Consider the following 24,378-nt stretch of genomic DNA (forward strand, 5'->3'; position numbering starts at 1 on the left):
CGCATACTCGGGGGGTGACCGCGTACGAGCCGACGGGCGGGCGGAGCGCCGCCGACATGTACGACGCCGTCGTGCTCGCGGGCGGCGGTGCCCGGCGGCTCGGCGGCGTGGACAAGCCGGCCGTCCGTGTCGGCGGGCGGGCCCTGCTCGACCGGGTGCTCGCCGCCTGCGCCGACGCGCGCACGACGGTTGTCGTCGCCGACTCCCGGCCGACCGCGCGGCCCGTGACCTGGGCCCGTGAGGACCCGCCCGGCGGCGGCCCGCTCGCCGCGCTCGACGCCGGGCTGCGGCACACCACGGCCGAGCGGGTCGTCGTCCTCTCGGCCGACCTGCCGTTCCTCGACGAGGGCACGGTCCGGCGGCTGCTGGCCGCCCTTCGCACCAGCGGCGCCGACGGCGCGCTGCTCACCGACGCCGACGGCCGCGACCAGCCGCTCGTCGCCGCGTACCGCGCGTCCGCGGTGCGCCGCGAACTGGCGTCACTCGCCGACATCGGCGGCCGTCTCACCGGCCTTCCCCTGCGCCGGCTGACCGTCGCGCTCGACCTCACCCGCGTCCAGGACCCCGTCGCGTCCTTCGACTGCGACACCTGGGACGACATCGCCACCGCCAGGGCACGCATCAGGGAGCATGGGCACGTGTTGGATGAATGGATTTCCGCAGTCAAGGACGAACTGGGCGTCGACCTCGACGTCGACACCAAGGTCCTGCTGGACCTCGCCCGCGACGCCGCCCACGGCGTGGCACGGCCCGCGGCCCCGCTGACCACCTTCCTCGTCGGATACGCGGCGGCACAGGCCAAGGGCGGTGGAGGCGGCCCCGAAGCCGTCGCCGAGGCGTCCCGCAAGGCCACCGCCCTCGCCCTGCGCTGGGCGGAAGAGGCCGCCGGCGAGCCGGACGTGGCTCCCGACGCCACCCCCGACACCCGCCCGGACGCCGGATGACCGCCCGCGGCATCCAGGCGGACGAGGACGCCGAGGACCTCGATGTCGAGGAGGTACTCGCCCTCGTGAAGGAACGCAAGGAGCACAACGGCCACTCCGCCCCCGACGACCAGGTGCCCGCCCCCACCGCGCACACCCCGAGCTCCCACCCCCCGGACCGCCACCACAAGGCCACCCCCTGGCCCGCCGCGCGCGAGATCGCGGCCCGCGCCGCCCGGACCGCTGCCCGCTCCGGCCACCGCGCACCCGTATCCGTGCCCCTCGACAAGGCCCTCGGCCTCACCCTGGCCGCCCCCCTCACCGCCCTCACCGACCTGCCCTCCTTCGACACCTCGGCGATGGACGGCTGGGCGGTCGCGGGCCCCGGCCCCTGGGACGTACGGGAGGAAGGCGTCCTGGCCGGGCACGGCGAGCCCGAGCCGCTCACCGACGGCGAGGCCGTCCGTATCGCGACCGGCGCGCGTATCCCCCCGGACACCACCGCCGTCCTGCGCAGCGAGCACGGCCGCATGGACAGCAAGGACCGCCTGCACGGCACACGGGAGCTGGAGCCCGGCCAGGACATCCGTCCACGCGGCCAGGAGTGCCGTAACGGCGACCAGCTGCTCGCCACCGGCACCCTCGTGACCCCGGCCGTGCTCGGCCTGGCCGCGGCCGCCGGATACGACACCGTCACCGCCGTGCCCCGCCCTCGCGTCGAAGTCCTCGTCCTCGGCGACGAGTTGCTGACCGAGGGACTGCCGCGCGACGGCCTGATCCGCGATGCCCTCGGCCCGATGCTGCCGTCCTGGCTGCGCGCACTGGGCGCCGAGGTCACCGCACTGCGCCGGCTCGGCGACGACGCCAAGGCCCTGCACAAGGCCCTCACGCGCTCCGACGCCGACCTCATCGTCACCACGGGAGGCACCGCGGCCGGCCCCGTGGACCACGTCCACCCCACCCTGCAGCGCATCGGCGCCGAACTCCTGGTGGACGGCGTCAAGGTCCGCCCCGGCCACCCGATGCTGCTGGCACGCACCAAGGAGAACCAGCACCTCGTCGGCCTGCCGGGCAACCCCCTCGCCGCCGTCTCCGGCCTGCTCACGCTCGCCGAACCCCTGCTGCGCACCCTCGCCGCCCGGCCGGCCCCGGAGCCGTACACGCTCCCCTTGCGGGAGGCGGCGCACGGGCATCCGTACGACACGCGGCTCATCCCCGTCGTGCTGCGCGGTGACCATGCCGTGCCGCTGCACTACCACGGCCCGGCCATGCTGCGGGGTATGGCGGCGGCCGACGCCGTCGCCGTCGTACCGCCGGGCGGTGCCCGCGCCGGTCAGGAGACGGAACTGCTCGACCTGCCCTGGGCGACGGCCGGCATCGAGGTGTGTTTCACGTGAAACTTCCGGGTCAAGACGCGATTGCCCGTCAGGCGGACGAGCGCGTCGCGACCTATCGGGTCAAGCTCCCGAAGAAGATCGTGGAGCATCCGTTCCGCCAGGTCGCCAAGCGGGTCGTGCTGGCCCTGACGCTGCTCCTGGTGACCGCCTTGATCGTCTACGCCGATCACGACGGCTACAACGACAACTCCGACGGCCCCGTCGACTTCCTCGACGCCTGCTACTACGCGACCGTCACCCTGTCCACCACCGGGTACGGCGACATCACCCCGGTCAGCGACGTCGCCCGGCTCACCAACATCTTCGTCATCACGCCCATGCGTGTGCTGTTCCTGATCATCCTGGTCGGCACCACGCTGGAGGTCCTCACCGAACGGACCCGGGAGGAATGGCGTCTGACCCGCTGGAGGTCCACCTTGCGTGACCACACCGTCGTCGTCGGCTTCGGCACGAAGGGGCGGTCGGCGATCCAGACCGTCTGCGCGACGGGGCTGAGGAAGGACCAGGTCGTCGTGGTCGACCCGAGTTCCAAGGTGATCGACGCGGCGGTCGCGGACGGCTACGCCGGGGTCACGGGGGACGCGACGCGCAGCGAGGTCCTGAAGCGGGCCGAGGTGCAGAAGGCCCGGAAGATCATCATCGCGACCCAGCGCGACGACACCGCCGTCCTGGTCACGTTGACGGCCCGGCAGCTCAACCCCGGGGCGAAGATCGTGGCCGCGGTGCGTGAGGAGGAGAACGCGCCGCTGCTGAAGCAGTCCGGCGCCGACGCGGTCATCACCAGCGCCAGCGCGGCCGGCCGGCTGCTCGGCCTCTCCGTGCTCAGCCCCGCCGCCGGCATGGTCCTGGAGGACCTGATCCAGCAGGGCAGCGGGCTCGACATCGTCGAACGGCCGGTCACCAAGGCCGAGGTGGGCCGAGGCCCGCGGCAGCTGGACGACCTGGTGGTGAGCGTCGTACGCGGACACCGGGTGCTCGGATACGACGATCCGGCCGCCGGGACACTGGAGTTGACGGACCGGCTCATCACGATCGTGAGGGCGACGCCGAGCACTCAGGTGGCACCCGATGACCGGCGTCTGCCCCCAGGGATGAAACCCATCTGACGGTGGGCCCGGCTACTTGCGGTTGTACAGCCGCATCGTGATCGGCCCGAAGACCAGCACGAACAGTCCCGCCCAGCCCAGCGACCAGGCGATCTCGTCCGCCGGCCAGTCACCCGCCATCAACTCGCGCACGGCCGAGGAGAGATGGGTGATCGGGCTGTTGTTGACGAAGGCCTGCAGCCAGCCCGGCATGGTCCTCGGGTCGACGAAGACGTTGGACAGGAAGGTGAGCGGGAAGATCACCATCATGCTGACGCCCATCACCGACTTCTCGGAGCGCAGCATCAGCCCGAACATCGTCCAGATCCATGAGAACGCGAAGGAGAAGACCACCAGCAGCGCGATCCCGGCGAGCACTCCGCCGACCCCGCCGTCCGGGCGGTAGCCGAGGACGATGCCGACGGTGAGCATCACGACGGACGCGATCGTGTAGCGCAGGGCGTCGCCGAGCAGATAGCCGACCATGGTCGACGGCCGCCAGATGGGCAGCGACCGGAAGCGGTCGAAGACGCCCTTCTCGATATCGGTGTTCACCGAGACACCGGTGTACATCGTGATCATCACGACCGACATCACGAGAATGCCCGGCAGCAGGAACTGGATGTACTCCTTCGGGGACCCGGCCAGGGCGCCCCCGAACAGGTACGTGTACATCAGCACCATCATGATCGGGAACGCGGTGACGTCGAAGAGCTGCTCCGGGACGTGCTTGATCTTCAGCACCGCCCGCCAGCCGAAGGTCATGGAGGCCGACCAGGCGCTGGGCCGCGGCGGGCGCTCCCCGGCGACGAGCAGCGCGGCGAGCGACTCGGTGCTGACCGGGGCGAGGTCCTTGCTCTCGGTGGTCGTGGCGGTGCTCATGCCGACACCTCGTCCTTCTTGTCGTCAGCCGTGCCGTCGGCCTTGTCGTGGGTCTTGTCCTGGGTCTTGTTGTCGGTGTCGCGGGATTCGTGGGTGTCGTGTCCGGTCAGGGCGAGGAACACCTCGTCCAGGCTGGGCTGGCCCAGCGAGAAGTTGTCGACGGTGATGCCGGCGCGGGCGAGTTCGTTCAGCGCGCGGGCGGCCTGCTCGGCCGCGCTGTCGTCGCCGGCCGCCGCGCTCAGGCGGGCGGTGAGGGCCACCGGGTCGTGTTCCTGCTGCACATGCGCGTCGAGGGCGCGGACCAGCAGCTCAGCCGCCAGAGTCCGCTGGGCGGGATCCCGCAGCCGCAGATGGACGGAGCCGGCGCCGACGGACGCCTTCAGCTCGCCCTTCGTGCCCTCCGCGATGACCTTGCCGTGGTCGATGACGGCGATACGGGACGCCAGCTGGTCGGCCTCGTCCAGATACTGCGTGGTCAGCAGCACGGTGGTGCCCTGGGAGACGACCGCGCGGACGATGTCCCAGACCTGGTTGCGGCTGCGCGGGTCGAGCCCGGTCGTCGGCTCGTCGAGGAAGAGCAGGTCGGGGGTGTTGAGGATGGACGCGGCGATGTCGATACGGCGCCGCATGCCGCCGGAGTAGTTCTTGACCTGCTTCCCGGCCGCCTCGGTCAGCCCGAAGGCCTCCAGGAGCTGCGCGGAACGCTCCCGCGCGGCCTGCTTGCCGTGTCCGAGGAGCCGGCCCAGCAGGACCAGGTTCTCGGTGCCGGTGAGGTCCTCGTCCACGGAGGCGTACTGGCCGGTGAGACTCACGCGCCCGCGCACCTCGTCGGCCTCATGCACGACGTCGTGGCCGAAGACATGGGCCTCACCGCCGTCGGGTCGCAGGAGGGTGGCGAGCATCTTCACCGTGGTGGTCTTGCCGGCGCCGTTCGGGCCGAGGACGCCGTAGACCGTGCCGGCCGGAACCGCGAGGTCCACGCCGTCGACGGCCCGTGTCTCACCGAACGTCTTCACCAGGCCGGCGGTCTCGATGGCGAGACCGGACGTCGTCTGCGTGCTCATGCTTCGGGGTCCTTCCGAGTGGTCCTTCCGCGTTCTTGGGCTACGCATGGGGAGACTTTTACGGTCGCGCAAACTCATCGGTGCCGCACAGGAATTCCGAAGGAACCGGTCCAAGGTCCGAGGGGTATGGGGCCGGGGACCGAGGTGGGGGCTCCGACCGGGGCAGGCGAGCCGAGGCGGGGGCGCCGGTGGAGATGGGAGCGGGGGCTCGGCCTCGGACATGGGGATGGAGACGTACGCCAAGGCTTGGCGGGAACAAGGACGTACGCGCGTAGGCGGCTCCGATCGGAGTACGCCGACCGGGACGCGGAGGCCGAGGAGTAGCGTCCCTGCCATGCATGCGATCACGATTCCCGAACCTGGTGGGCCCGAGGCGCTGGTGTGGGACGAGGTCCCCGATCCCGTGCCCGGTGAGGGCGAGGTACTGGTCGAGGTGGTGGCCGGGGCCGTCAACCGCGCCGACGTCCTGCAACGCCAGGGCTTCTACAACCCGCCGCCCGGCGCCTCCCCCTACCCCGGCCTGGAGTGCTCCGGCCGGATCGCCGAGCTCGGTCCCGGCGTCGCCGGCTGGGCCGTCGGCGACGAGGTGTGCGCGTTGCTCGTGGGCGGCGGCTACGCCGAGAAGGTCGCCGTGCCGGCCGGACAACTGCTGCCCGTGCCCAAGGGCGTTGGCCTGACGCAGGCCGCCGCCCTGCCCGAGGTGGTCTGCACGGTCTGGTCGAACGTTTTCATGGTCGCCCACCTCAGGCCCGGCGAGACCCTGCTCGTGCACGGCGGCTCCAGCGGCATCGGCACCATGGCCATCCAGCTCGCCAAGGCTGTCGGCGCCAAGGTCGCCGTCACCGCGGGCAGCAAGGAGAAGCTGGACCGGTGTGCCGAGCTGGGCGCCGACATCCTGATCAACTACCGGCAGCAGGACTTCGTCGAAGAGGTCAAGAAGGCCACCGACGGCGCCGGTGCCGACGTCATCCTCGACAACATGGGCGCCAAGTACCTCGACCGCAACGTCCGGACCCTCGCCGTCAACGGCCGCCTCGCGATCATCGGCATGCAGGGCGGCGTCAAGGGCGAGCTCAACATCGGCGCGCTCCTCGCCAAGCGCGGCGCCATCAGCGCGACCTCGCTGCGCGCCCGGCCGGTCGCCGAGAAGGCGGCGATCGTGGCCGCCGTACGCGAGCATGTGTGGCCGCTGCTGGACGCCGGCCACGTACGCCCGGTCATCGACCGCGAACTCCCGATGAGCGACGCGGCCGAGGCCCACCGGGTGCTGGAGGAGAGCGGGCATGTGGGGAAGGTGTTGCTCGTCGCGCCGTAGGACTGGAGGCCGGCCGCCCCGCGCGGTAGCGGCTGATCGGCTCGGCTCTTCTTCGCCGCCCTGACGGAGCCGGCCCGGTCCGCCGGAAGGCCATAGGTCGTGTCCGCAAAGTCCCGCCTGCCCCGCGACGCCTGGCACGCACTCTCGCCGCACCGGGCGAAAGCCCACGTACAACCAGTACGAGGGCTTCCGCCCGGCACGCCGAGAGCACGCACCAGACGCCGCGGGGCCCGGCCTCCGGGCGGACGACGGGACCTTGCGGACACGACCTAGTCGCGCCGCAACCGGAGGCCGACGAAGGCGAGGCCCAGGCCGAGCCCGATGAGCACCAGCCCGGTGCCGAGGGGCAGGATCTCCATCACGGGTTCGGCGGGGCCCTCGGCATGCGTGAGGGGCTGCCGTACGGGGTGTGCCGGCGGGGCGGACGGCTCCGAGGAGGCGTCCAGCGCGGGGTCATTGGCGGCACCGTCGCTCTCGCGCGCGCTTCCGCCCTCGTCCTCGGCCTCCCCCTCCGGCAGCGTCGAGCCGTCACCCTCCTCGTCGCCCGTGTCGTCACGTTCGTCGCCAACGCCGCCGTCCGGCTCGTCCCGAGTCGCCTCCTCGTCCTCCAGCGGCCCCTTCTCCCGCCCCGGCCGCTGACGTCCCTCACCCGCGCGGCTTCCGGCCCGGGACGGTCCGTCGGAGGGCACGGGAGGGGAGGTGACGGGTCCGTGAGCGGGGGAGGCGGACGACGTCCTGGACTCAGCAGACGCCCTCGAATCGGATGGCTCCCTGGACTCGGCGGGCTCCCTGGACTCGACCGGGTCCCTCGACTCGGCGGGCTCCCTCGATTCCTTCGACTCCCTGGACTTCTTCGACTCCTTCGACTCCTTCGACTCCCTCCGCTCAAGAGGCTCGTTCGACTCAGCAGACCCCTCAGCCTCACCAGACTGTTCAGGTGATGCCGAGGGGCCGGGCGCAGCCTGGGGCTCATCCGCAGGACCGGAGGAAGGCCGGGATTCACCTGCGGAGCCCGAGGCTTCCGTCGAGGCGGCGGCGCCCCCGAACGAGGCCGTCCGGGAACCCGTAGACGCGAAGGGACCCCAGGGCGTGGCTGTGGAGCCCGCGGAAGGCCCGACCGGACCGGCACCCCGGGGACCCCCGTAGCCGTACGACACCCCAGTCCCGCACAGGCCCACGAGCACACCCACGACCACACCCACGACCGGCACGGCCGGCCCTTTCCCCGCCCGCAGAGCCACCACAGCCCGCAGCGCCCTCCCCACGATGCTCACGGCAATCTGCACGGCAACGTTCGCGGCACCCGGGTCCGGCCCGGCCGCGCCCCTCCCCGCCGCCCGGCCCCACGCGCGTGAACCGCGGGAGGCACGGCGTACCCGTCGCTCTGCCCCCACCGCCAGCCAGGAAGTCATGGGAACAAGCCTCACAGCACCTAACACACCCGGCATTCCGGACTGCGCCACCCGACCGAATCCGGCGCACAATCCGGGTATGTCGATACGACACGGGCTGCTGGCGCTCCTCGAACCCGGCGCCCGCTACGGCGCGCGGCTGCGCACCGAATTCCTGGCGCGTACGGGCGGCACCTGGCCGCTGAACATCGGCCAGGTCTATACGACTCTCGGCCGGATGGAGCGGGACGGCCTGGTCGTCCAGTCCGGCGTGGACGAGGCGGGGCGGGTGCTGTACGCGCTGACCGAGGTGGGCCGCGCCGAACTGCGCGACTGGTTCACCCGGCCCGTGCAGCGGGCGAGCCCGCCCCGCGACGAGCTGGCGATCAAGCTGGTGATGGCGGTCGGGGCGCCCGGCGTCGACGTGCGGGAGGTCGTGGGAGCGCAGCGCAGACATGTGGCCGAGGCTCTGCACGGCTACGTACGGCAGCGGGCCGAGGCGCTGGCGCGGGCGCACGAGCACCCCGACGAGATGACCCGGCTGCTCGTCCTGGAGCAGCTCGTCTTCCACGCCGAGGCGGAGAGCCGCTGGCTCGACATCTGCGAGGCCCGCCTGCTGCGGCTCGCCCGGGCTGGACAGTCAGGGAAATTCGGGTAGTGGAGACATCTCGGGTGATCCATGTGATCCGTGTGATCAGGGCGATCCCTGTGATCCGGGCGATCCCTGTGAACCGGGTGGTCTGGAGTGGGTCGTAGGCCCGCCGCCCCGAGGAGTGACGGAAAGTACCGCACCGTAAACGGTGGATCTCTCCCCACAGGGGGCACCACGATGATGAGCTGTACGGGTGCGAGAGAATGGCGGCATGGAGATGCCGAGGAACGAAAGGCCGTCCGAGAACCCCCAGATCCTGGTCGTGGGCCAGGACGGGATGGCGCTCACCGGCGGCAACGGAGACGAGGACTCCCGCGAGATCCCGGTGACGGAGCAGGTCGAGCAACCGGCGAAGGTCATGCGGATCGGCAGCATGATCAAGCAGCTGCTCGAAGAGGTGCGCGTGGCTCCGCTTGACGAGGCGAGCCGGGTCCGGCTGAAGGAGATCCACGCCAGTTCGGTGAAGGAACTGGAGGACGGCCTGGCCCCGGAGCTGGTCGAGGAACTGGAGCGGCTCTCCCTGCCGTTCACGGACGACGCGACCCCGTCCGACGCGGAACTGCGCATCGCGCAGGCCCAGTTGGTCGGCTGGCTGGAGGGCCTCTTCCACGGCATCCAGACCACGCTCTTCGCCCAGCAGATGGCGGCCCGCGCCCAGTTGGAGCAGATGCGCCGCGCCCTCCCGCCGGGCGTCGGCGGCCACGAGGACGGCGAGCAGCGCCAGGGCGGCCGATCGGGTGGGCCGTACCTCTAGAACCACCGTTTCCTCCCGCCCGACACGAGAAGGGCCCGGCAGCCGACGCTGCCGGGCCCTTTCACCTCGCGGACGCCGTCGCGGACGTCACTGCGGACGCCGTCGCGGACGTCACCGCGGGCACTACTTCGGGAGACCCGTCGAGACCTCGATCTCGAACACCGGCGGGTTGTCCGGGTCGAACTCCGCATAGAACTTGGGCGTCTGCTTCATGACGGTGTCATGACCGAACAGGTTCTCGTTCACCTCGGTCGTCTTGTAGTCCCAGCCCGCCGCGTCGAGGCACTTCTTGACCGACGGCCAGGACTTGAACATGAAGCTCGGTGCCCGCACGTTGCCGCTGCCGTCGTAGGTCTTGAACGGTTCGGTGCACTCGCTCGTCTTCACCGTGTTCGTGCTGTCGCCTTCCCGGTAGCCCGGTGCGTTCGTCCCCGTGCCCGTCGCGGTCGGGGTGCTGTAGGTGTAGTCGCTCGTCGGGAGGCTGTACGGGTCGTCGTCCTCGGTGCCGCCGTCGTTCAGTGTCGTCGCCAGGATCAGGCTGATCACCGCCACCGCGGACACGGCGATCGAGACGATGATCACCGGCCGGTTGTTCCTGCCGCCGCCCGATGAGGGCTGCCGCTGGGGCGAGATGTTGTACGGCGGCGGGGCCGGGGCACCGGGCGGCGGGGTCGAGGCGCCCGGCTGCGGGGAGTACGCGGCCGGCGGCGGCGTACGGTAGCCGCTCTGCTGCGGATAGCCGTACGACGGCGAGGGCATCGACGGCGGCGGCGTGCCGTACGGGTTCGGCGCCGGGGCCTGCTGGTACGGCGTCTGGACGGGAGCCGGCGGAGGCGTCTGCGGGCCGACCGGCGGTTGTGGTGTCTGGTGGCCGGCCGGCGGCGGCGTGGGATGGCCGGCCGGGGCCGGCGTCTGCGGGCTGACGGGCGGGAACACCGCGGCGCCGACGCCCTGGCCGCTCTGCGTCTGCGCGCCCGGCACGATGCTCGGCGGAGCGGCCTGGAAGGACGCGGCCACGCGCAGGCACTCCTCGCGCATGGACTCGGCGTTCGGGAAGCGTTCGTTCGGATTCTTCTTCAGCGCACGGGCGACCAGCGCGTCCACGGCCGGCGGCAGGGCGCGGTTGATGGAGGAGGGAGCCACCGGCTCCTCCTGCACATGCGCGTACGCGATCGCCAGCGGCGAGTCCGCGTCGAACGGCAGCCGCCCGGTGACCAGTTGGAACAGCATGATGCCGACCGAGTACAGGTCGGAGCGGGCGTCCACGGCCCGGCCCAGGGCCTGTTCCGGCGAGAGGTACTGCGGGGTGCCGACCACCATGCCGGTCTGTGTCATCGACGTCACACCGGACTGCATGGCGCGCGCGATGCCGAAGTCCATCACCTTGACGACGCCGCGCTTGTTCACCATCACGTTGCCCGGCTTGATGTCCCGGTGGACCAGCCCCATCTCGTGGCTGATCTCCAGGGCCGCGAGGACATCGGAGATGATCTTCAGCGCCTTGTCGGCGGGCACCGCGCCGAACTGCCGTATGTCCTCGTCGAAGACCGAGCTCAGCGGCCGGCCCTCGATGTACTCCATGACGATGTACGGCGTCGTCATGCCGTCGACGGTGTCCTCGCCGGTGTCGAAGACCGAGACGATGTTGGTGTGCGTGAGCTTCGCCACGGCCTGGGCCTCGCGGCGGAAGCGCTCGCGGAAGGCCTGCTCGCGGCCGAGCTCGGTGTGCAGCGTCTTGACCGCCACCTGCCGGTCGAGCACGGTGTCGTACGCGAGGTGCACCGAGGCCATGCCGCCCTGGCCGAGCAGGTCCTGCAGCTGATAGCGGCCACCGGCCAGCGCCCGCCCCGCGTGGCCGCCCTGTGCGCCGTCCTGGCTCATGTTCTGCTTCCCCCGTAGCCTCTTGGGCGCCTGCGATCGGCGTGGATCGAGTGATCCGAGTGATCCAATGTGCTATTCCGGGCCAAGTCTGCCCCACGGCACTGACAGGTCAAGCGGGGTGCCCGTTCCGTGACCGTACGCGAAAGAAGAGTCGCGGAAGCGTTACAGGGGAGGTACGGCCGGTACACAGAATTTGCACGAGGGGACGGGGTACCGGTTTTATGGCCGGTCCGGCTCCTTCCGGTTTGGGGCGACCGTCTCGGACCGACGGCTTGCGTGAAGGCTGTAGCGTGGCCGACGGAGACCGTAACAACACCGCGCGCACCGCGGGCAGAAACGACGGCGAGGACTGATGGCACAGCAGCAGCGCGCTCAGGGCCCGTCCGACCCCGAGGCGGCTGGCGGCGGTATGTCAGACGCGCCGGAGATGTGGGGTAATGGCGGACTTGTCGGGGACGGCCGTTACAGGCTGACCCGCAGACTCGGCCGGGGCGGCATGGCCGAGGTGTTCGCGGCCGAGGACGTGCGCCTCGGGCGCACCGTGGCGGTCAAGCTGCTGCGCTCCGACCTCGCCGAGGACCCGGTGTCCAAGGCCCGCTTCACGCGCGAGGCCCAGTCGGTGGCCGGCCTCAACCACCACGCGATCGTCGCCGTGTACGACTCCGGCGAGGACTTCGTGAACGGCCAGAGCGTGCCGTACATCGTCATGGAGATCGTCGAGGGCCGCACGATCCGCGACCTCCTGATCAACGCCGAGGCGCCCGGTCCCGAGCAGGCCCTGATCATCGTCTCCGGTGTGCTGGAGGCGCTCGCCTACTCGCACCAGCACGGCATCGTGCACCGCGACATCAAGCCGGCCAACGTCATCATCACCAACAACGGCGCCGTGAAGGTGATGGACTTCGGCATCGCCCGCGCGCTGCACGGCGCGCAGTCGACGATGACGCAGACCGGCATGGTCATGGGCACCCCGCAGTACCTGTCCCCGGAGCAGGCGCTCGGCAAGGCGGTCGACCACCGCTCCGACCTGTACGCGACGGGCTGCCTGCTGTACGAACTCCTCGCACTGCGCCCGCCGTTCACCGGCGAGACCCCGCTGTCGGTGGTCTACCAGCACGTCCAGGACATCCCGACGCCGCCGTCCGAGGTCTCCGACAGCGTCCCGCCGGAGCTCGACGGCCTGGTCATGCGCTCGCTCGCCAAGGAGCCGGACGACCGGTTCCAGACGGCCGAGGAGATGCGCGGCCTCGTCCAGTACGGCCTGCAGATGCTGTACGACCAGGGTGGCCACACCGGCACCTGGAACACCGGCCCGGTGACGATGCACGACGGCCGGCACACCCCGGCCGCCGGCTTCGCGAACACGACCGTCATGGGGCATCCGGGCACCCCGGCCTCCGGCACGACGCAGATCCCGCAGCCGATCCTGCCCAACCGGTACGGCGGCGGGGACGACGGCGGCTTCGAGGGGCACGGCAACCGGGGCAGCGGCCGCGGCAAGCTGTGGCTCCTGGCCGTCCTCGCGGTGATCGCGATCGCGGCGGGCGTCGCCTGGGCGATGAACAACACGGGCGGCACCAAGGACGACCCCGGCACCACTCAGTCGCCGACCACCTCGCAGACCAAGGACGAGGACAAGGCCAGCGAGACGCCGAGCGACGATCCGACCGAGGAACCGACCGACGACTACACGGACGACGGCACCGGCACGGGCATCGACCCGACCTACACGCCGACGGACGAGCCCTCGTACACGGAGACCGAGGAGCCGACGCAGGATCCGACGTACGAGCCGACGGACGAGCCGACGACCGAGCAGCCGACGGAGGAGCCGACCACGGCCGAACCGACGGACGAGCCGACCACGCCCCCGACCCTCCCGACGGGCCCGACGGGCGACGGCGACTCCTGACGGGCCGGCCCGGCACCGTCCGGCTGAAAGGCTGAAAAACAACGCCCACGCGCGCGTGCGCCCGGAAACGGGCTCCACGCGCGCGTGCGGCTTTTAGTGGACATTTCCGCCTTCGTCTACGAGATCAGCGTCACACGGGTTCCGTGACCTCGCCCTCGTCGACTCTTCCCGTGACCTGGGTCACCGATATAACGTGCCGTTGTTCCGGCCCCCTGCAAGGCTGTGACCAGGAGTTGTTCCCGGCTTTCGCGATTTACTTGGAAATCCAAGCAAAATCGCAGGTCAGGAGGGGTTTCACAGAAATGTGGAGCACTGGGTAACGTGCCTATTGCAGGGCGCTCGCCGGGGCACCTGTCACGCCTGTCCCCAACGAGCCGCACCCCACCCCGTGCGTCCGGAGGGCTTCAGGTGAGCCGCACTGGCACCCGGCGAACCCGGGTAGCCGGACCGACGGAGGAGCACACGTGACCGTGGAGAGCACTGCCGCGCGGAAGCCGCGACGCAGCGCCGGTACCAAGAGCACGGCCGGCAAGACCACAACCGCAAGGAAATCGCCAAGCGCGGACCCCGAGCTCGTTCAGCTGCTGACGCCCGAGGGCAAGCGCGTGAAGAACGCCGAGTACGACAAGTACGTCGCCGGCATCACCCCCGAAGATCTCCGCGGTCTCTACCGCGACATGGTGCTCACCCGCCGCTTCGACGCCGAGGCCACCTCCCTGCAGCGCCAGGGCGAGCTGGGCCTGTGGGCGTCGCTGCTCGGCCAGGAGGCCGCCCAGATCGGCTCCGGCCGGGCCACCCGCGAGGACGACTACGTCTTCCCGACCTACCGTGAGCACGGCGTCGCCTGGTGCCGTGGGGTCGACCCGACCAACCTGCTCGGCATGTTCCGCGGCGTGAACAACGGCGGCTGGGACCCGAACAGCAACAACTTCCAGCTCTACACGATCGTCATCGGCTCCCAGACGCTGCACGCCACCGGCTACGCGATGGGCATCGCCAAGGACGGCGCCGACAGCGCGGTGATCGCCTACTTCGGCGACGGCGCCTCCAGCCAGGGCGACGTCGCGGAGTCGTTCACCTTCTCCGCGGTCTACAACGCCCCGGTCGTGTTCTTCTGCCAGAACAACCAGTGGGCGATCTCCGAGCCGACCGAGAAGCAGACCCGCGTGCCGCTCTACCAGCGCGCCCAGGGCTTCGGCTTCCCCGGCGTCCGCGTCGACGGCAACGACGTCCTGGCCTGCCTGGCCGTGACGAAGTGGGCGCTGGAGCGCGCCCGCGGCGGCGAAGGGCCGACGCTGGTCGAGGCGTACACGTACCGCATGGGCGCCCACACCACCTCCGACGACCCCACCCGCTACCGGGGTGACGAGGAGCGCCTGGCCTGGGAGGCGAAGGACCCGATCCTGCGCCTTCGCCGCTACCTCGAGGCTTCAAACCACGCGGACGAGGGATTCTTCGCGGAACTGGAGGCCGAGAGCGAGGCGTTGGGCAAACGAGTGCGCGAGGCGGTCCGGGCCATGCCGGACCCGGACCACTTCGCGATCTTCGAGAACGTGTACGCGGACGGGCATGCGCTCGTCGACGAGGAGCGCGCCCAGTTCGCCGCCTACCAGGCGTCGTTCGCGGACGTCGAGGGGGGTCACTGAGATGGCGGAGACTGTGACATTCAAAAGCATGGCTCTTGCCAAGGCGATCAACGAGTCGCTGCGCCGCGCCCTGGACTCCGACCCCAAGGTCCTCATCATGGGCGAGGACGTCGGCAAGCTCGGCGGCGTCTTCCGTGTGACCGACGGCCTGCAGAAGGACTTCGGCGAGAGCCGGGTCATCGACACCCCGCTCGCCGAGTCGGGCATCGTGGGCACGGCGATCGGCCTCGCCCTGCGCGGCTACCGCCCCGTGGTGGAGATCCAGTTCGACGGCTTCGTCTTCCCGGCGTACGACCAGATCGTCACGCAGCTCGCGAAGATGCACGCCCGCTCGCTGGGCAAGGTCAAGCTGCCGGTCGTCGTCCGTATCCCCTACGGCGGCGGCATCGGCGCGGTGGAGCACCACTCCGAGTCCCCCGAGGCGCTCTTCGCGCACGTCGCGGGCCTGAAGATCGTCAGCCCCTCCAACGCGTCGGACGCGTACTGGATGATGCAGCAGGCCATCCAGAGCGACGACCCGGTGATCTTCTTCGAGCCCAAGCGCCGCTACTGGGACAAGGGCGAGGTCAACACGGAGGCGATCCCGGGCCCGCTGCACAAGGCGAAGGTCGTCCGCGAGGGCACGGACCTCACCCTGGCCGCGTACGGCCCGATGGTGAAGCTGTGCCAGGAGGTCGCCGACGCGGCCGCCGAGGAGGGCAGGAACCTGGAGGTCCTGGACCTGCGCTCGGTCTCCCCGCTCGACTTCGACTCCATCCAGGCCTCCGTCGAGAAGACCCGCCGCCTGGTCGTGGTCCACGAGGCCCCGGTGTTCTTCGGCTCGGGCGCGGAGATCGCCGCCCGGATCACGGAGCGCTGCTTCTACCACCTGGAGGCCCCGGTGCTGCGGGTGGGCGGCTATCACGCCCCGTACCCGCCGGCGCGCCTGGAGGAGGAGTACCTGCCGGGCCTGGACCGGGTGCTCGACGCCGTCGACCGTGCCCTGGCGTACTGAGGAGAGGGGCATGACGACGATGACTGAAGCGTCCGTGCGCGAGTTCAAGATGCCCGACGTGGGCGAGGGACTCACCGAGGCGGAGATCCTCAAGTGGTACGTCCAGCCGGGCGACACGGTCACCGACGGCCAGGTGGTGTGCGAGGTCGAGACGGCCAAGGCGGCCGTGGAACTGCCCATCCCGTACGACGGGGTGGTCCGCGAACTGCACTTCCCCGAGGGCACGACGGTGGACGTCGGTACGGCGATCATCGCGGTGGACCTCGCGGGCGGGACGGCGGCTGCCACTCCCGTGCCCGCCGCTCCGGCGCCCGCCGCGCAGCCCGAGGCCCCGAAGGACGAGCCCAAGCCGGAGGGCTCGGGCCGGCAGCCGGTGCTGGTCGGCTACGGCGTGGCCGCGTCCTCGACGAAGCGCCGCCCCCGCAAGGGGACCGACGCCGCACGCCAGGAGCCCGCTGCCGCGGCACAGGCCCTGCAGTCCGAGCTGAACGGGCTGAACGGGCACGGTCCCGCCCAGGCGGTGCAGCAGCCGCCCCGCCCGCTGGCGAAGCCGCCGGTGCGCAAGCTGGCGAAGGACCTCGGGGTCGACCTGGCCACGGTGACTCCCACCGGCCCGGACGGCATCATCACGCGCGAGGACGTGCACGCGGCGGCGGCCCCGCCGGCCCCGGCCGCCGAGCCGGTGCCCCAGGCCGCCCCCGCCGCCGTTCCCGCCGCCGCCCCGGCGCCGGTCGTCGCGTACGACGCGGTCCGTGAGACCCGTATCCCGGTGAAGGGCGTCCGCAAGGCGACTGCCGCGGCGATGGTCGGCTCGGCGTTCACCGCGCCGCATGTCACCGAGTTCGTCACGGTCGACGTGACGCGCACGATGAAGCTGGTCGAGGAGCTCAAGGAGGACAGGGAGTTCGCGGGCCTGCGCGTGAACCCCCTGCTGCTGATCTCCAAGGCCCTGCTGGTAGCGATCAGGCGAAACCCGGACGTCAACGCGTCCTGGGACGAGGCGAACCAGGAGATCGTGCGCAAGCACTACGTCAACCTGGGCATCGCGGCGGCGACCCCGCGCGGTCTGATCGTCCCGAACATCAAGGACGCCCACGCCAAGACGCTTCCGCAACTGGCCGAGGCGCTCGGCGAGTTGGTGTCGACGGCACGGGAGGGCAAGACCACCCCGGCCGCGATGCAGGGCGGCACGGTCACCATCACCAACGTCGGCGTCTTCGGCGTCGACACCGGCACCCCGATCCTCAACCCCGGCGAGTCCGCGATCCTCGCGGTCGGCGCGATCAAGCTCCAGCCGTGGGTGCACAAGGGCAAGGTGAAGCCGCGTCAGGTCACCACGCTGGCGCTCAGCTTCGACCACCGGCTGGTGGACGGTGAGCTCGGCTCCAAGGTGCTCGCGGACGTCGCGGCGATCCTGGAGCAGCCGAAGCGGCTGATCACCTGGGCGTGAACCGAGGACGGCCCCCGCGTCGAGCGGGGGCCGTCGTCATTTCGGGTCGGACCTGAAATCCGGTCGGATCAGTCGCGCTGTGCGCCCTGCGGCAGCGTGCGCAGTTGCATCGTGCTCGCCGAGCTGGAGCCGAAGGCGTAGTCCATCAACTTGGCCGCGTCCGTGAAGCGGTACTGGTCGTTGAGGAGGACGCCGATGACCGTCTTGCCGTCGCGGGTGCCGGCGAAGACCAGGCAGGGGCCCGCCGGGGTGTTGGTGCCGGTCTTCACGCCGATCGCGCCGCTGTAGGAGCCCAGCAGCTTGTTGGTGTTGTACCAGGTGTAGGTGCGGGTGCCGCCGGTGCTCGTCGTCGCGTACTGCACCGTCTTCTGCTTCTTCACGATGCCCGCGAACGTCGTGTACTTCATGGCGCTGCGCGTGAGCTTGGCCAGGTCGCGCGGGGTCGTGTAGTTCGTGTTCTGCGTGGAGTTGCCGTCGAACGTGTCGAAGTGCGTGTTCGTCAGGCCGAGGTCGGCGGCCTTGGTGTTCATCTTGCTGATGAAGGACTTGGTGCGCGCCGAGACCGTCGTACCGGTGCCGAAGGTGTCCGCGAGGGCCATCGCGGCGTCACAGCCGGAGGGCAGCATCAACGCGTGCAGCAGCTGGCGGACGGTGACCTTGTCGCCGGTCCTCAGGTCCGCGGTGCTCGCGCCCTTGGCGGCGACGTAGTCGCGGTAGGCCTGCTTGACGGTGATCTTGCGGTCGAGGTTGAGGTCGGGCGTGCTCAGGACGACGCGCGCCGTCATGATCTTGGTGGTGCTCGCCATCGGCCGCTTGGTGTCGGCGTACTTGCTGTAGAGCGTGGAGCCCGTCGCATTGTTGAGCATGAAGGCGCCCTTGGCGCTGACCGTGGGGGCGGTCGCCGCCTGGGCGGGCGCGGACAGGGCGCCGCCCGCGACCAGCGCGCCGGTGGTGGCGACGACGGCTGCGGCTCTGCGGATACGTACGCCCTTTATGCGGGTTATCACTATGAACGCTCCGAAGGTGCGAAATGCCTGATAGGCATCTGCCATGCGTGGGGGAGGCGCTCAGGAGACTCACCTGAAGGCTCAAGGGTTGTACGGCGGACGGCAGAAAAGAGAAGTGATTGACGCGACAGGGGCGGCCACCGTCGAGTGGCCGCCCCTGTCACCGCACCTTGCCGGTGAACCCGGACGTCAGCTGATCCTGGCGTAGCCGTAGTTGATGAGCTTCTTGACGTCCTCGGTGCGCTTGGCCTCCGAGGGTGCGGTGAGGACGGCGCCGATCACCGATTCGCCGTTCTTGGTGGCGGCGAAGACGAGGCAGTACTTGGCCTCGGTGCCGGAGCCGGTCTTCACGCCGAGCGTGCCGTTCCAGCCGAGCAGGAGGTTGGTGTTCTTCCACGGCGCCATCGTGCGGACGGAGCCGGTCTTGGTGATCGTCTTCGCCGTGTACGACTTGGTCTTCACGACGGTCTTGAACGTCGAGTTCTTCATCGCGCTGCGGGCGAGCTTCGTCAGGTCGCGCGGCGTCGAGTGGTTGGAGCCGTTGCTGATGCCGTCGAACGAATCGAAGTGCGTGTTCTTCATGCCCAGGTTCTTGGCCGTGGTGTTCATCTTGCCGATGAACGACTTCACGCGCGCGTTGACCGTCGAGCCGGAACCGAACTTGTCGGCGAGGGCCATCGCGGCGTCACAGCCCGACTTGAGCAGCATCCCGTGCAGCAGCTGACGGACGGTGACCTTGTCGCCGACGATCAGATTGGCCGTCGAGGGGTACCCCTTGGCGACCATGTAGTCGCTGACCTCCTTCCTGATCGTCACCTTGGTGTCCAGGTTCAGGTTGGACTGCGAGAGCACGACCTTGGCGGTCATGATCTTCGTGGTGGAGGCGGTGAGCCTCTTGGTGTCGGCGGACTTCGCGAAGAGGGTCGCGCCGGTCGCGCCGTTCATCAGGAACCCGCCCTTGGCGGTGATGGTGGGCGCCGTCACGGCCTGCGCGGGTGCCGCGGTGAGGGCTCCGGTGGCGAGCATCGCGCCGGTGGTCACGGCGACGGCTGCGGCCCTGCGGACACGGAGCCTCTTTGTTGCGGTTATCAACTGAAATACCCCGATTACGTCGAATGCCCCTGTGTGCGGCCGGGTTGGAGGGGAAGGCGGTCAGGCCGCACGTGTGTGACACGTAACTAGCACAGAAGGTTGTGCGGTTGATGAGGCGGCTGTCCTCAATGGGTGGTTGACAGGCAATTGACAGCTGCCGGGCCTTCACCCGTCCGCATGATGGACCGGTCCCGCAATGCGTACGTGTTGTATCTATGCTGTGCGCATGTCTACCGCCCCGCCCGCATCCCTGAAGCAGCCACCGGCCGCCGACCGCGTCTACACCCACGTCAAGCAGGGTGTACTGGAGCGCCGTTACGAGGGCGGGACGCTGCTCACCGAGGGCGAGCTCGCGGAGGCCGTCGGGGTCTCGCGCACACCGGTGCGCGAGGCGCTGCTGCGGCTGGAGGTCGAGGGGCTGATCAAGCTCTACCCGAAGAAGGGCGCACTGGTCCTGCCGGTCTCCGCGCAGGAGATCAAGGACGTCGTGGAGACGCGGCTGCTCGTCGAGGAGCACGCGGCGCGCAAGGCCGTCCCCGCGCCGCCCGGCCTCATCGCGCGGCTCGAGGAACTCCTCGCCCAGCAGAAGGCGCAGGCCGCCGCCGGAGACCTCGCCGGAGCCGCCGTCACCGACCGCTGCTTCCACGCCGAGATCGTCCGCAGCGGCGGCAACGAGATCCTGTCGCGGCTGTACGACCAACTGCGCGACCGCCAACTGCGGATGGGCGTGGCCGTACTGCACTCCCACCCTGACCGGATCGCCAAGACCCTCGCGGAACACGAGGAGATCCTGCGGGCCCTGCGCGCCGGGGACCCCGAGGCGGCCGTCGGGCTGGTCCACCGGCACATCGACTGGTTCTCGCACCTCGCGCGAGGTGAGGAGCGTTGAAGCCCGCCGCACGCCCTGCCGCACTCCCCGGCGATCCTCCCGGCGGCCGCCGCGCCGTCGCCGTCTGGGGCATAGGCGTCTCGGTCTACTTCGTCGCGGTCATCTTCCGTACGTCCCTGGGGGTCGCCGGCCTCGACGCCGCCGACCGCTTCCATGTGAACGCCTCGGCCCTGTCGACGTTCTCGATCCTGCAACTGCTCGTGTACGCGGGCATGCAGATACCCGTCGGCCTGCTGGTAGACCGGCTCGGCACCAAGAAGGTGCTGACCATCGGAGTGGTGCTGTTCACGGCGGGCCAGCTGGGCTTCGCCTTCTCGCCGTCGTACGGCATGGCCCTCGCCTCGCGCGCGCTGCTCGGCTGCGGCGACGCGATGACGTTCATCAGTGTGCTGCGGCTCGGCACCCGGTGGTTCCCAGCCCGGCGCGGTCCGCTGATCGCGCAGCTCGCGGGCCTCGCGGGCATGGCGGGCAACCTCGTCTCCACGCTGGTGCTGGCGCGCCTGCTGCACGGGGTGGGCTGGACGGCGGCGTTCGCGGGCAGCGCGGGCGCCGGTGTGGTCGTACTCGTCCTGCTGCTCCTGTTCCTCAAGGACCACCCCGAGGGGCACGAGCCGGAGCCGCTGCCGCACCTGGGCGCGGCCTATGTGCGACGCCAGATCGCCGCGTCCTGGCGGGAGCCGGGCACCCGGCTGGGGCTGTGGGTGCACTTCACGACGCAGTTCCCGGCGATGGTGTTCCTGCTGCTGTGGGGGCTGCCGTTCCTGGTCGAGGCGCAGGGGCTGTCCCGGGCGGCGGCCGGTGAGCTGCTCACGCTGGTCGTGCTGTCCAACATGGTCGTCGGGCTCGTCTACGGCCAGATCGTCGCCCGGCATCACGGGGCGCGGCTGCCGCTGGCGCTGGGGACCGTGGGGGCGACGGCCCTGGTCTGGGCGTTGACGCTCGGGTATCCCGCCGATCGTGCGCCGATGTGGCTGCTGGTCGTGCTGTGCGCGGTGCTCGGGGCATGCGGGCCGGCGTCGATGATCGGGTTCGACTTCGCGCGGCCGGCGAATCCGCCGGAGCGGCAGGGGACGGCGTCCGGGATCACGAACATGGGCGGGTTCGTCGCCTCGATGACGACCTTGTTCGCCGTCGGGGTGCTGCTGGATGTGACCGGGGACGACTACACCGTCGCCTTCTCCGTGGTCTTCGTGCTCCAGGCGCTCGGGGTCAGCCAGATTCTGCGACTGCGGAAGCGGGCGGCGCGCAGGGAGCGGGAACGGCTGGTCGCCAGCAGGGTGGAGACGGTGCACGTTCCCGCGTGAACCGGGGGTCAGTGGGCCGGCACGAGGGTGAGGTAGGCCAGCCCCAGTACCCCGCGGTAGCTCATCCACTGGGCGCGGTGGCGGTCGAGGCGGTCGCGGGTCTCGGCGGCGAGCGCATGCTCGGGGTGCTGGGCGAGCCAGACCTCGACGTCCGCCTGGTACGACGACTCGAACTCCTCCCATTCGTCGAGGCTCGCCGTCTCGGTCCATTCCGGGCGGAAACCGGCGGCGACGGCGAGATCGAGCAGGGTCGCGAGGTCATGGTGGTCCGTGGCCGCGGCGCCAGGCCACATACCGGAGAGTTCGGCGGGGGTCGGGGTGCGCTGCCAGAAGCCCTCCCCGAGCAGCACGCGGCCGTTGTCCGTGACCAGACGGCGCAGTGCGCGCAGGGCCTCGGTGGTGTGGTCCGGCGTCGGTGCCGGGGTCAGGGCCTGGCTCGCTCCCACGCACAGGACCAGGTCGGCGGGTCCGCGTGAGGTTCCGACGGCGGACTCCTCGACGAACACGGCCCTCGGTGCCAGCCCTCTGGCCTCGGCGTTGCGGCGGCCGCGGGCGAGATCCTCGGCCGTGATGTCGACGCCGACCCCCGTCGCCCCGGGAGCGGCGGACAGGATGCGCAGCATCAGCTCGCCCCAGCCGCAGCCGATGTCCAAAACGGTGCGGGGGTTCGTGCGGGTGAGGCGCTGGACGATGGCGTTCGCCCGGCTCTCCGACAGGGGCCCGTGGAAGGTCAGTCGGGTGAGACGCGGGGGGTGGCCGGTGATGGCGGTGGTGTCGGTCACGTCGGGACGTTAGCCGTGGGCGGGGACCGGGGAACAGCCCTTTTTCACCCCGCCACGCTGGTCGACTTCAGGACACCAACCGTCAAACGCTGGGCGCAGCCCCGGCTCCGCCTACGGCGTCACCGTGAAGTTCCGCAGGATCGCCGTGGTCAGGCCCGGGTCGCCCTCCGCCTTCACCCGGTCCGCGACCGCTTCCGGTGTGACACGGCCGCAGGCCAGGCGGACGTAGGTCTCCCAGTCGAGGGTGAGGGTGGCGGCGGGGCCGAGGGCGGGGGCCGTTTCGAGGGTGCCGCGGCCCTGGATGTCGATACGGATCGTGCGCAGGAACTCGATCGGGCCGTGCACGTCGAAGACGATCGCCGAGCTGCGCGGGGCGTCGGCCTTGGTGGCGACGAGATCGGGGAGCTTGCCCAGCAGGACGTCGCGGGCCACCTGTGCGCCGGGCGAGTCGAGGTTGCCGGGGCGGCCGAGGGCGGTGCGCAGGTCCTGCTCGTGCACCCAGACGTCGAAGGCGTGGCCCCGCATGGACTCCTCGAGGGTGAGCTCCGCGCCGAGCGGGCCGCGCACCTTCGTGCCGGGGTCGCGGGACTCGTTCCGCAGCTGGCGGTTGCGGCGGATGATCGTGTACTCCAGCTCGGACGTCATCTCCGGCGCCGTGTGATGGCGGCGGACGTCGACCTGCATCTCCATGTAGCGCTGGTGGTCGTTGGTGACGTGGAAGAGGTCGCGCGGCAGCGTGTGGATGGGGCGCGGGTCGCCGAGCATCTCGCAGTCCAGGCCGATGACATGGGAGACCACATCGCGCACCGACCAGCCGGGGCAGGGTGTGCGCCGGTTCCACTCGCCTTCCACGAGCGGCGTCACCAGCTCGGATATCGCTTCGATGGAGTGGGTCCAGGCGTCGGCGTAGGGCTGGAGGGTGGGATGCAGACTCACGGAACGGGACCCCTCGGCGGTTGGTACGTCGGTACGCGGGCAGGTTGTGGCGGCGTTGCCAGTGGGAGGCGGCTGTCGGCGGGTGTCTTGGAACGCTAAGTTACGCTGCTGTGAGGCACCCCGGCAGTGCTTTCGTGTGACGATCGTAGGCCCGCTTGGAAGCCCGTGTGGACCGCTCGAATGCCAGGACGGTGGTAGTGTGCGCGCCTCTTTGCTTCAGATCGACGTAAACGAGGGCGAATCGATCGAATCGCGCCGGGCGAGGGCCGCCTCGCTGGTGCGGGACCAGGCCGGGGCGGCGGATCTCGTCGTCCTGCCCGAGCTGTGGACCACCGGCGCCTTCGCCTACGAGGACTTCGGCAGCGAGGCCGAGCCGCTCGAAGGGCCGACGTACGAGGCGATGGCGAAGGCCGCGAGCGACGCGGGCGTGTGGCTGCACGCGGGCTCGATCCCCGAACGGGCGGCATCCGACAGCGGCTCCGCCGCGGACGACGGGACGCTCTACAACACCTCTCTCGTCTTCTCCCCCTCCGGTGATCTGGCCGCCGCGTACCGCAAGATCCATCGGTTCGGCTTCGACAAGGGCGAGGCCGTGCTGATGGGCGCGGGCGAGGAACTGGTGACGGTCCGTCTGCCCGAGACGACTCTTGGCGTGGCCACGTGCTACGACCTCCGTTTCCCCGAGTTGTTCCGCGGCCTCGTCGACGCCGGCGCCGCGACCCTGGTCGTTCCGGCGGGCTGGCCGGAGCGCCGCCGGGCGCACTGGACGCTGCTGGCTCAGGCGCGGGCGGTGGAGAACCAGGCGTTCGTGCTCGCCTGTGGAACGGCCGGGACGCATGCGGGAGTTCCGCAGGCCGGTCACTCGATCGTGGTCGATCCGTGGGGCGAGGTGCTGGCGGAGGCCGGGGCGGGGGAGCAGGTCCTCACGGTGGAGTTCGACCCGGGGAAGGTCGCGGTGACGCGGGATCAGTTCCCCGCGCTGAAGGACCGGGTGCTGGGGCTGGCGGCGCCGCGCCGCTGAC

21 protein-coding genes are annotated in these 24,378 nt (G+C 70.6%); 13 read left to right on the forward strand and 8 right to left on the reverse strand.

Annotated features, from left to right (window positions below):
* Positions 1-14: 14 nt before the first annotated feature.
* From ACIBAG_RS11445 to ACIBAG_RS11455, 3 genes are read left to right on the forward strand one after another with little or no spacing between them, the layout of a single operon-like run.
* Positions 15-944 carry an NTP transferase domain-containing protein gene (locus ACIBAG_RS11445; RefSeq protein WP_399103640.1) on the forward strand — a complete coding sequence of 310 codons (930 nt, stop codon included), beginning with the start codon at positions 15-17 and terminating at the stop codon, positions 942-944.
* Positions 941-2,320 (forward strand): molybdopterin molybdotransferase MoeA, encoded by a 1,380-nt coding sequence (locus ACIBAG_RS11450; RefSeq protein ID WP_399103642.1) that lies wholly within the window; start codon positions 941-943, stop codon positions 2,318-2,320. The genes ACIBAG_RS11445 and ACIBAG_RS11450 overlap by 4 nt, the downstream gene beginning before the upstream one ends.
* Entirely contained in the window at positions 2,317-3,426 is a 1,110-nt protein-coding gene (locus ACIBAG_RS11455) for a potassium channel family protein (RefSeq protein WP_399103644.1), read from the forward strand. The genes ACIBAG_RS11450 and ACIBAG_RS11455 overlap by 4 nt, the downstream gene beginning before the upstream one ends.
* A gap of 12 nt (positions 3,427-3,438) precedes the next feature.
* On the opposite strand, the gene ACIBAG_RS11460 is transcribed toward ACIBAG_RS11455, so the two are convergent.
* Complete coding sequence (locus ACIBAG_RS11460; RefSeq protein ID WP_399103646.1) at positions 3,439-4,287, reverse strand: ABC transporter permease; 849 nt, start codon at positions 4,285-4,287, stop codon at positions 3,439-3,441.
* Positions 4,284-5,351 carry an ATP-binding cassette domain-containing protein gene (locus ACIBAG_RS11465; RefSeq protein WP_399103648.1) on the reverse strand — a complete coding sequence of 356 codons (1,068 nt, stop codon included), beginning with the start codon at positions 5,349-5,351 and terminating at the stop codon, positions 4,284-4,286. Before ACIBAG_RS11465 ends, ACIBAG_RS11460 begins: the two co-directional genes overlap by 4 nt.
* Before the next feature lie 334 nt (positions 5,352-5,685).
* Between ACIBAG_RS11465 and ACIBAG_RS11470 the strand changes: the two genes are divergently transcribed.
* Positions 5,686-6,666 (forward strand): NAD(P)H-quinone oxidoreductase, encoded by a 981-nt coding sequence (locus ACIBAG_RS11470; protein ID WP_399103650.1) that lies wholly within the window; start codon positions 5,686-5,688, stop codon positions 6,664-6,666.
* Positions 6,667-6,935: 269 nt separating this feature from the next.
* Here the strand turns inward: ACIBAG_RS11470 and ACIBAG_RS11475 are convergent, their stop codons facing one another.
* Positions 6,936-7,355 carry a hypothetical protein gene (locus tag ACIBAG_RS11475; protein WP_399103652.1) on the reverse strand — a complete coding sequence of 140 codons (420 nt, stop codon included), beginning with the start codon at positions 7,353-7,355 and terminating at the stop codon, positions 6,936-6,938.
* Between the two features lie 802 nt (positions 7,356-8,157).
* Between ACIBAG_RS11475 and ACIBAG_RS11480 the strand changes: the two genes are divergently transcribed.
* Together ACIBAG_RS11480 and ACIBAG_RS11485 are read left to right on the forward strand one after the other, a co-directional pair.
* Positions 8,158-8,715, forward strand: a complete 558-nt coding sequence (locus tag ACIBAG_RS11480) for a PadR family transcriptional regulator (RefSeq protein WP_399103654.1) — start codon at positions 8,158-8,160, stop codon at positions 8,713-8,715.
* Between the two features lie 205 nt (positions 8,716-8,920).
* The gene (locus tag ACIBAG_RS11485) at positions 8,921-9,463 is read left to right on the forward strand and encodes a bacterial proteasome activator family protein (RefSeq protein ID WP_399103656.1); all 543 of its coding nucleotides are present in this window, start codon (positions 8,921-8,923) and stop codon (positions 9,461-9,463) included.
* Positions 9,464-9,586: 123 nt separating this feature from the next.
* Here the strand turns inward: ACIBAG_RS11485 and ACIBAG_RS11490 are convergent, their stop codons facing one another.
* Positions 9,587-11,344 (reverse strand): protein kinase, encoded by a 1,758-nt coding sequence (locus tag ACIBAG_RS11490; protein ID WP_399103658.1) that lies wholly within the window; start codon positions 11,342-11,344, stop codon positions 9,587-9,589.
* A 352-nt stretch (positions 11,345-11,696) separates the two neighbouring features.
* On the opposite strand from ACIBAG_RS11490, the gene ACIBAG_RS11495 reads away from it, so the two are divergent.
* From ACIBAG_RS11495 to ACIBAG_RS11510, 4 genes are all read left to right on the forward strand, one after another.
* Complete coding sequence (locus tag ACIBAG_RS11495; RefSeq protein ID WP_399103660.1) at positions 11,697-13,256, forward strand: protein kinase; 1,560 nt, start codon at positions 11,697-11,699, stop codon at positions 13,254-13,256.
* Positions 13,257-13,720: 464 nt separating this feature from the next.
* Positions 13,721-14,902 carry a pyruvate dehydrogenase (acetyl-transferring) E1 component subunit alpha gene (pdhA, locus tag ACIBAG_RS11500; RefSeq protein ID WP_399103662.1) on the forward strand — a complete coding sequence of 394 codons (1,182 nt, stop codon included), beginning with the start codon at positions 13,721-13,723 and terminating at the stop codon, positions 14,900-14,902.
* Between the two features lies 1 nt (position 14,903).
* On the forward strand, positions 14,904-15,896 hold the full coding sequence (locus ACIBAG_RS11505; RefSeq protein WP_031483248.1) for an alpha-ketoacid dehydrogenase subunit beta: 993 nt from the start codon (positions 14,904-14,906) through the stop codon (positions 15,894-15,896).
* A 10-nt stretch (positions 15,897-15,906) separates the two neighbouring features.
* A complete protein-coding gene (locus ACIBAG_RS11510; RefSeq protein WP_399103665.1) occupies positions 15,907-17,346 on the forward strand; it encodes a dihydrolipoamide acetyltransferase family protein in 1,440 nt (479 codons plus the stop codon).
* A gap of 68 nt (positions 17,347-17,414) precedes the next feature.
* Here ACIBAG_RS11510 and ACIBAG_RS11515 read toward each other — a convergent pair whose 3' ends face one another.
* Positions 17,415-18,353, reverse strand: coding sequence for a D-alanyl-D-alanine carboxypeptidase family protein (locus ACIBAG_RS11515; protein ID WP_399103667.1), 939 nt, complete (start codon positions 18,351-18,353; stop codon positions 17,415-17,417).
* Positions 18,354-18,542: 189 nt separating this feature from the next.
* Positions 18,543-19,394 carry a D-alanyl-D-alanine carboxypeptidase family protein gene (locus ACIBAG_RS11520; RefSeq protein WP_399103669.1) on the reverse strand — a complete coding sequence of 284 codons (852 nt, stop codon included), beginning with the start codon at positions 19,392-19,394 and terminating at the stop codon, positions 18,543-18,545.
* A gap of 277 nt (positions 19,395-19,671) precedes the next feature.
* Between ACIBAG_RS11520 and ACIBAG_RS11525 the strand changes: the two genes are divergently transcribed.
* Together ACIBAG_RS11525 and ACIBAG_RS11530 are read left to right on the forward strand one after the other, a co-directional pair.
* Entirely contained in the window at positions 19,672-20,334 is a 663-nt protein-coding gene (locus ACIBAG_RS11525; protein WP_399103671.1) for a GntR family transcriptional regulator, read from the forward strand.
* Positions 20,331-21,638: a nitrate/nitrite transporter gene (locus tag ACIBAG_RS11530; protein ID WP_399103673.1), complete on the forward strand. Its 1,308-nt coding sequence runs from the start codon at positions 20,331-20,333 to the stop codon at positions 21,636-21,638. The genes ACIBAG_RS11525 and ACIBAG_RS11530 overlap by 4 nt, the downstream gene beginning before the upstream one ends.
* 8 nt (positions 21,639-21,646) lie before the next feature.
* On the opposite strand, the gene ACIBAG_RS11535 is transcribed toward ACIBAG_RS11530, so the two are convergent.
* Both ACIBAG_RS11535 and ACIBAG_RS11540 read right to left on the reverse strand, forming a co-directional pair.
* Positions 21,647-22,420, reverse strand: coding sequence for an SAM-dependent methyltransferase (locus ACIBAG_RS11535; protein ID WP_399103675.1), 774 nt, complete (start codon positions 22,418-22,420; stop codon positions 21,647-21,649).
* 111 nt (positions 22,421-22,531) lie between these two features.
* Complete coding sequence (locus ACIBAG_RS11540) at positions 22,532-23,356, reverse strand: maleylpyruvate isomerase family mycothiol-dependent enzyme (protein ID WP_399103677.1); 825 nt, start codon at positions 23,354-23,356, stop codon at positions 22,532-22,534.
* Positions 23,357-23,555: 199 nt separating this feature from the next.
* Here ACIBAG_RS11540 and ACIBAG_RS11545 point away from each other — a divergent pair, with 199 nt between their 5' ends.
* Entirely contained in the window at positions 23,556-24,377 is an 822-nt protein-coding gene (locus ACIBAG_RS11545) for a carbon-nitrogen family hydrolase (protein WP_399103679.1), read from the forward strand.
* Position 24,378: the final 1 nt, after the last annotated feature.

The organism is Streptomyces sp. NPDC051243 (assembly GCF_044455405.1).
GTDB lineage: Bacteria > Actinomycetota > Actinomycetes > Streptomycetales > Streptomycetaceae > Streptomyces.

Coding starts and splice junctions, on each gene's coding strand:
- ACIBAG_RS11495 (WP_399103660.1), top strand. CDS start 11,697: ATGGCACAGCAGCAGCGCGCTCAGGGCCCGTCCGACCCCGAGGCGGCT.
- ACIBAG_RS11460 (WP_399103646.1), bottom strand. CDS start 4,287: ATGAGCACCGCCACGACCACCGAGAGCAAGGACCTCGCCCCGGTCAGC.
- ACIBAG_RS11480 (WP_399103654.1), top strand. CDS start 8,158: ATGTCGATACGACACGGGCTGCTGGCGCTCCTCGAACCCGGCGCCCGC.
- ACIBAG_RS11510 (WP_399103665.1), top strand. CDS start 15,907: ATGACGACGATGACTGAAGCGTCCGTGCGCGAGTTCAAGATGCCCGAC.
- ACIBAG_RS11485 (WP_399103656.1), top strand. CDS start 8,921: ATGGAGATGCCGAGGAACGAAAGGCCGTCCGAGAACCCCCAGATCCTG.
- ACIBAG_RS11465 (WP_399103648.1), bottom strand. CDS start 5,351: ATGAGCACGCAGACGACGTCCGGTCTCGCCATCGAGACCGCCGGCCTG.
- ACIBAG_RS11450 (WP_399103642.1), top strand. CDS start 941: ATGACCGCCCGCGGCATCCAGGCGGACGAGGACGCCGAGGACCTCGAT.
- ACIBAG_RS11505 (WP_031483248.1), top strand. CDS start 14,904: ATGGCGGAGACTGTGACATTCAAAAGCATGGCTCTTGCCAAGGCGATC.
- ACIBAG_RS11470 (WP_399103650.1), top strand. CDS start 5,686: ATGCATGCGATCACGATTCCCGAACCTGGTGGGCCCGAGGCGCTGGTG.
- ACIBAG_RS11525 (WP_399103671.1), top strand. CDS start 19,672: ATGTCTACCGCCCCGCCCGCATCCCTGAAGCAGCCACCGGCCGCCGAC.
- ACIBAG_RS11490 (WP_399103658.1), bottom strand. CDS start 11,344: ATGAGCCAGGACGGCGCACAGGGCGGCCACGCGGGGCGGGCGCTGGCC.